Origin of the sequence: Streptococcus sp. 10824, assembly GCF_013276595.1 — a bacterium.
In the GTDB taxonomy this organism is placed as follows: Bacteria; Bacillota; Bacilli; order Lactobacillales; family Streptococcaceae; genus Streptococcus; species Streptococcus pseudopneumoniae.
In genome coordinates this window covers 38,645-45,650 of the sequence record NZ_VMLH01000054.1, presented here as the reverse complement: position 1 = coordinate 45,650, position 7,006 = coordinate 38,645, and the positions used below count along the sequence as shown (strand labels likewise).

At 41.7% G+C, this 7,006-nt stretch carries 5 protein-coding genes; 1 reads left to right on the top strand and 4 read right to left on the bottom strand.

All coding sequences use genetic code 11. The features are described from left to right. Positions 1-61: 61 nt before the first annotated feature. The 4 genes from metG to HT701_RS05445 all read right to left on the bottom strand — a co-directional run bounded on the left by metG (position 62) and on the right by HT701_RS05445 (position 5,328). Positions 62-2,059: a methionine--tRNA ligase gene (gene metG / locus HT701_RS05460; RefSeq protein WP_138705632.1), complete on the bottom strand. Its 1,998-nt coding sequence runs from the start codon at positions 2,057-2,059 to the stop codon at positions 62-64. Positions 2,060-2,182: 123 nt separating this feature from the next. Beyond that, positions 2,183-3,442: an ABC transporter permease gene (locus HT701_RS05455; protein WP_138702658.1), complete on the bottom strand. Its 1,260-nt coding sequence runs from the start codon at positions 3,440-3,442 to the stop codon at positions 2,183-2,185. Position 3,443: 1 nt separating this feature from the next. Then, the gene (locus tag HT701_RS05450; RefSeq protein WP_000811473.1) at positions 3,444-4,145 is read right to left on the bottom strand and encodes an ABC transporter ATP-binding protein; all 702 of its coding nucleotides are present in this window, start codon (positions 4,143-4,145) and stop codon (positions 3,444-3,446) included. After that, positions 4,129-5,328: an efflux RND transporter periplasmic adaptor subunit gene (locus HT701_RS05445; RefSeq protein WP_138702659.1), complete on the bottom strand. Its 1,200-nt coding sequence runs from the start codon at positions 5,326-5,328 to the stop codon at positions 4,129-4,131. Before HT701_RS05445 ends, HT701_RS05450 begins: the two co-directional genes overlap by 17 nt. Before the next feature lie 288 nt (positions 5,329-5,616). On the opposite strand from HT701_RS05445, the gene gor reads away from it, so the two are divergent. Next, the gene (gene gor / locus HT701_RS05440; RefSeq protein ID WP_138702660.1) at positions 5,617-6,963 is read left to right on the top strand and encodes a glutathione-disulfide reductase; all 1,347 of its coding nucleotides are present in this window, start codon (positions 5,617-5,619) and stop codon (positions 6,961-6,963) included. Positions 6,964-7,006: the final 43 nt, after the last annotated feature.

Genomic DNA, 7,006 nt, shown 5'->3' with positions numbered 1-7,006 from the left:
CTTTGATTTTCATTGAGTGTAAATAAAAAACAGAACTAGCATGAACTAGTCCTGTATACTTTTACCCAATCACACTTCCATTTGGTACAGCTGGATCAACTGTAAGAAGGGTTAATTGTCCATCATGTTCAGCTGAGAGAATCATCCCTTGACTGACATATTTTTTCATCATCTTACGTGGTTTGAGGTTAGCAACGATTTGAACTTTCTTGCCGACCAATTCTTGTTCGTTTGGATAGTATTTTGCAATCCCTGAGAGGATTTGACGATTTTCTCCATCACCAGCATCCAAGCGGAATTGAAGCAACTTATCTGAACCTTCCACTTTAGATACTTCTTTGACTTCTGCGACACGGATTTCGACCTTGTCAAAGTCTTCAAACTTGATTTCATCCTTGTTTAGTTTGAGTTCGACTTCGTCTGGATTCCATTCTTTTTCAACAGCTGGTTTGTTGCCTTCCATTTGTTCCTTGATATAGGCGATTTCTTCTTCCATATCGAGACGTGGGAAAATTGGAGTTCCTTTAGCAACTACCGTTACACCTGCAGGGAAATCAGCCAATTTCAAGTTTTCAAGGCTCGCTACTTCTTCCAAACCAAGTTGATTCAAGACTGCACGACTGGTTTCCATCATAAATGGCTCAATCAAGTGTGCTACGACACGAAGGCTGGCTGCCAAGTGACTCATGACACTTGCTAATTGGTCACGAAGTCCTTCATCCTTAGCCAAGACCCATGGAGCTGTCTCGTCGATGTATTTATTAGTACGAGAGATAAGAGTCCAGACTGCTTCAAGGGCACGTGGGTAGTCAACTGCTTCCATGTGTGTATGGTAGTCAGCAATTGATTGTTCTGCAACCTCAGCAAGAGCGTTGTCAAACTCTGTTACACCCTCTACATAGGCTGGAATTTGTCCATCAAAATACTTGTTAATCATGGAAACCGTACGGTTGAGGAGGTTGCCAAGGTCATTAGCCAATTCATAGTTGATACGGCCGACATAGTCTTCAGGAGTAAAGGTTCCGTCTGAACCAACTGGAAGGTTACGCATGAGGTAGTAACGAAGTGGATCTAGTCCATAACGCTCTACCAACATTTCAGGGTAAACGACATTCCCTTTTGACTTAGACATTTTTCCGTCTTTCATGACAAACCAACCATGGGCAATCAAACGATCAGGTAATTTAACATCCAACATCATAAGAAGGATTGGCCAGTAGATAGAGTGGAAGCGAAGGATGTCTTTTCCTACCATATGGAAGACTGTTCCATTCCAGAACTTGTCAAAGTTACCATGTTCGTCTTGACCGTAGCCAAGAGCTGTCGCATAGTTAAGAAGGGCATCAATCCAAACGTAGACAACGTGTTTTGGATTTGATGGGACAGGCACTCCCCATGTAAAGGTTGTACGAGATACCGCCAAATCTTCCAAACCTGGCTCGATGAAGTTGCGTAGCATTTCATTAAGGCGACCATCTGGAGTGATAAATTCAGGATGAGCTTTGAAAAATTCGACCAAACAATCTTGGTATTTGCTAAGGCGAAGGAAGTATGATTCTTCGGATACCCATTCAACCTCGTGACCTGATGGAGCAATACCACCAGTCACATTTCCAGCTTCATCACGGAAAACTTCTGCCAGTTGGCTTTCTGTAAAGAATTCTTCGTCTGATACTGAATACCAACCAGAGTATTCACCCAAGTAGATATCATCTTGAGCAAGTAAGCGTTCAAAGACCTGTGCGACAACTTTTTCATGGTAGTCATCAGTTGTACGGATAAATTTATCGTATGAGATATCTAGTAATTTCCAGAGTTCTTTGACTCCAACTGCCATCCCATCAACATAGGCTTGTGGTGTAATGCCAGCTTCTTCAGCTTTCTGCTGGATCTTCTGACCATGTTCATCAAGACCTGTCAAATAAAAGACATCGTAGCCCATCAGGCGTTTGTAACGTGCTAGGACATCACAAGCAATGGTTGTGTAGGCAGAACCGATATGCAGTTTTCCAGATGGATAGTAAATCGGCGTTGTAATATAAAAATTCTTTTCAGACATAATTTTTCCTTTCCAGGCAAATGAAACCTGTTTTTCTAACACTTCATTATATCACATTTTTAAGGATTTTCGATAGGGAAATCCATACAAAAACAAGATAGACGAGTGTCCATCTTGTTGATCTTATTCATAACGAAGGGCTTCAATTGGATCAAGTTTCGATGCCTTGTTGGCTGGCAAGACCCCAAAAATCATACCCACACTAGCCGAAACTGCAAGACTAAATAGGGCAACTGGGATTGATACTCCAACTTCTATACCTTCTATTAAACCTTGCAGTAACAAACCTGCTAAGGCAGTTAAACCACTTGCAATTGTCAAGCCAATTAAGCCACCTAACAAGGTCAAAATCATGGATTCAATCAAAAACTGAATTAAAATATTGGCACGTGTTGCGCCCAAAGCCTTACGAAGACCAATCTCACGAGTGCGCTCTGTCACCGAAACCAGCATGATGTTCATGACACCAGTTCCTCCAACAAAGAGAGAAATCCCTGCGATGGAACTAATAATCGTCGTCATAAAACTAAACGATTGTTGAATTTCTGCAAATACAACGGACTCATCTGCCACCTGGTATTCTCCCTGTTGTAAGCCTGCAAGCTCTGTCATTTTTCGTGCCAGTTCTGGACCCAGAGTTGGGGTTAAACTGGTATCATTCACTCGAAAAACAATACTAGCTATTTCATCTACATTAAAATTCGCAGCAAGGGAGATATTGGTAGTAATAGGCAAGCCACCAAACCCATATATTTTTGACCTTTTAGCCTCCGGACTAGTATAAACCCCAATGACCCGGTAACTAAATCCATTGACTTCTACAACCTTGTTAATAGCCTCTTGAGGAGATTCAAATAAACTAATGGACAATTCCTCATCTAGCAAAATGACACTTGCAAACTCTTTGAAATCTTGCTCTCTCAGACTACGACCTGCAATAATTTCATTCTTAACAGCGTCCATGTAAGTTCTGTTTCCACCTGTCAAATTAGCATTCTCAACCTTTTTATCTTGATAGGTCAAGATGGCATTCGTTGAATTGGTTACATAGTAACTATCCACTCCCTTGAGTTTGGCTGCCTCTTGGATCCAGGATTCTTGCGGTTTTGGCGGTTCAACAGGAATTTCCTCTTCCTTTCCAGAAACCGTAAAAGCTGATTGTTTCTGAGTAAAAGACCCATCTTTACTTTTTTTAGGAGAGAAGAAGACGCTAATATTTTTCTGAGATTTGGTCATATCTTTATTAACTTGACGAGATAGGGAATCTCCCAAAGCCATAATCACAACAACTGATGAAACACCGATAATAATCCCAATCATGGTAAGCAAAGAACGCATCTTGTGAGCCATGATAGATGAAAAGGCAAATTTCAGATTCTGCATCTTAGTTTTCCTCCTTTCCTAACTGAGCACTGTCAGATGAAATGACTCCATCCCGAATGATAATCTGACGTTTAGCATAGGCAGCAATCTCAGGCTCATGCGTTACCATGATAATGGTTTTTCCTTCTTTGTTCAAGTCAACCAATAGTTGCATAATTTGATTCCCTGTTTTGGTATCCAAGGCTCCTGTCGGTTCGTCCGCTAGGATAATAGAAGGATTGTTTACCAAGGCACGAGCAATAGCCACACGTTGCTTTTGACCACCAGATAATTCCGAAGGCAAATGGTGACTACGTTCTGTCAATTCAACCTTGTCTAAATACTCCTCAGCCAACTTGCGCCGTTTTGAAGACGAAACTCCTGCGTAAATCAAGGGCAATTCTACATTTTGCAGAGCATTGAGCTTCGATAGAAGAAAGAACTGCTGAAAGACAAAACCGATTTGTTGGTTACGAACCTTGGCTAATTGTTTTTCACCCAGTCCAGCCACTTCTTGGCCTTCAAGATAATACTCTCCACTGGTTGGTGTATCCAACATGCCAATCGTATTCATCAGAGTGGACTTCCCAGAACCAGATGGTCCCATGATGGCAACAAATTCACCCTCATTCACTTCTAGATTGATGTTTTTGAGAACCTGCAGTTCTTGGTCACCATTGCGATAGCTTCTGCAGATATTTTTTAGACTAATTAGTTGCTTCATCAGCCTTCACCTCTTTTCCTTCTTCCAAGGAAGATGTTGGATTACTGATGACCTTAGCGCCATTTGTCAAACCAGAAGTGATTTCTTGATTTTCTGCGTCAGCATTTCCCAATGAAACCTCAACTTTTTTAGCCTTTTGTTGTTCATCCACAATCCAGACATAATTTTTACTATCATCCATTAATAGACTGCTGACAGGAACAAGAATAGCCTTGGTTTTGCTTTTAACCTCAATGTTGACAGAAAAACCTTGTTTCAAATCACCAACTTCGCCTGTCACATCAATAGTATAAGGGTATTTAGAACCTGTATTAGCCCCAGCTGCTGGACTAGCTGCTTCACCATTGTTTTTAGGATAGTCAGAAATATAGCTTAATTTCCCAGTCCATTTTTTATCAGGATATACTTTAGAAGTAAAGCTTACTTCTTGACCTACAGAAAGGTTGGCTAGATTGTACTCAGACAATTCTCCCTTGACTTGTAAATTTTCATTGCTGACAATATGAACCATAACTTGACTCGCCCCTGTTGGAGATTTAGAAACATTGCTATTGACTTCGACTACAGTTCCCTCTAGGGTACTGAGAACAGTTGTTGCATCCAATTGACTTTGAGCCTTGCTTAATTGCGCTGCAGCATCTGCACGCGCATCACGGGCATCACCCAATTGAGCGTCAATAGAAGCAACAGAATTTCCAGCCACTAGAGTTGGACTTTGCACCGTTGCATCTTCTCCTCCTGCTGGCGCAGAGGCTTGAGGAGCCGGAGCTGAAGCGGCTTCATTTCGTGCTTGATTGAGTTCATTGATATGACGATCTGCCTTAGCTACTGCTCGACTCGCTGAATCATAGGCCGCCTGCGCTTCTGAACTACTGTACTTGACTAAAGCCTGCCCTTCGCTGACCTTATCCCCCACAGAAACAAGGATTTCATCTAAATCTCCCTTGCTAGCATCAAAATAAACGTATTGTTCATTTTTTGCCGTTACTGTTCCTGATAATAAAACCGACGAAGCAACAGTTCCCTCTTTTGCCACTACTAGATGTGGCGTTTCATCCTTAACATCAGTTTGCGAGGGTTGTCTAAAGAGCAAGATGCCCCCAGCCCCCAATACAACTACACTCGCAGCACCGATGGCTGCATACAGTTGCCACTTTTTAGCTTTACCATTCTTTTTCTTCATAATGAAACTCCTTTTCTTTTTTACAATACTTTGCTATTATACCAAATTTCCCTCCAGCAAACAATGCAGTTCAGATGGAAATAATGACAGTTCAGGATTAAACAATCGTTCGGAAATCCTCCTTTTTCCATTGTACTAGTTATATGACACACTATCTTGACTTATTTGGCAAGCTTTTTTGCAATTTTTTGTGCGTAGCAGATTTTTGCAATCACATCAAAAAAAAGATAGAATATGACTATCAAAAAATGACACTCTACTATTTAAAAGAGTACAAAGGAGTTTTCAATGAGAGAATACGATATCATCGCTATCGGTGGAGGTAGCGGAGGAATTGCCACCATGAACCGTGCTGGTGAACATGGAGCCAAAGCGGCCGTTATTGAGGAAAAGAAACTAGGTGGAACTTGCGTCAACGTCGGTTGTGTTCCTAAAAAAATCATGTGGTACGGGGCGCAAATCGCTGAGACTTTCCATCAATTTGGAGAAGACTACGGTCTTAAGACTACTGATCTTAACTTTGACTTTGCAACCCTACGTCGCAATCGTGAAGCCTACATTGATCGTGCTCGTTCTTCTTATGATGGTAGTTTTAAACGCAACGGTGTAGACTTGATTGAAGGTCATGCTGAATTTGTAGATTCTCATACTGTAAGCGTAAATGGTGAACTGATTCGTGCTAAACATATCGTGATTGCTACTGGTGCCCATCCAAGTATTCCTAATATTCCTGGTGCTGAGCTAGGTGGCTCTTCTGATGATGTATTTGCCTGGGAAGAACTTCCAGAGTCAGTTGCTATTCTAGGCGCGGGTTATATTGCCGTTGAATTGGCTGGCGTACTCCACACTTTTGGTGTCAAGACAGACCTCTTTGTTCGCCGCGATCGTCCTTTACGTGGTTTTGATTCCTACATCGTTGAAGGTTTGGTCAAGGAAATGGAAAGAACAAACTTACCACTTCATACTCACAAAGTCCCTGCCAAGTTAGAAAAAACTGCTGACGGCATTACCATTCATTTCGAAGATGGTACTAGTCACACAGCTAGCCAAGTTATCTGGGCTACAGGCCGCCGTCCAAACGTTAAGGGATTGCAACTTGAAAAAGCTGGAGTCACTCTGAACGAACGTGGCTTTATCCAAGTGGATGAATACCAAAATACTGTTGTTGAGGGACTCTATGCTCTAGGTGATGTAACGGGCGAGAAAGAACTGACTCCAGTTGCAATCAAGGCCGGACGTACCCTATCTGAACGTCTCTTTAACGGAAAAACTACTGCAAAAATGGATTACTCAACTATTCCAACTGTTGTCTTTTCACACCCTGCTATCGGAACTGTCGGATTGACAGAAGAGCAAGCTATCAAAGAATATGGTCAAGACCAAATCAAGGTTTATAAATCAAGCTTTGCATCTATGTACTCTGCTTGCACTCGCAACCGTCAAGAATCCCGTTTCAAACTCATAACAGCTGGTTCAGAAGAAAAAGTTGTCGGACTTCATGGAATTGGCTACGGCGTTGATGAAATGATTCAGGGATTTGCCGTTGCTATCAAAATGGGAGCAACCAAGGCTGACTTTGATGCAACTGTGGCAATTCACCCAACTGCATCTGAAGAATTTGTAACCATGCGTTAATCGAAACAAAAGAAGCAAAGCAAAAAACACTTCTAAATATCAA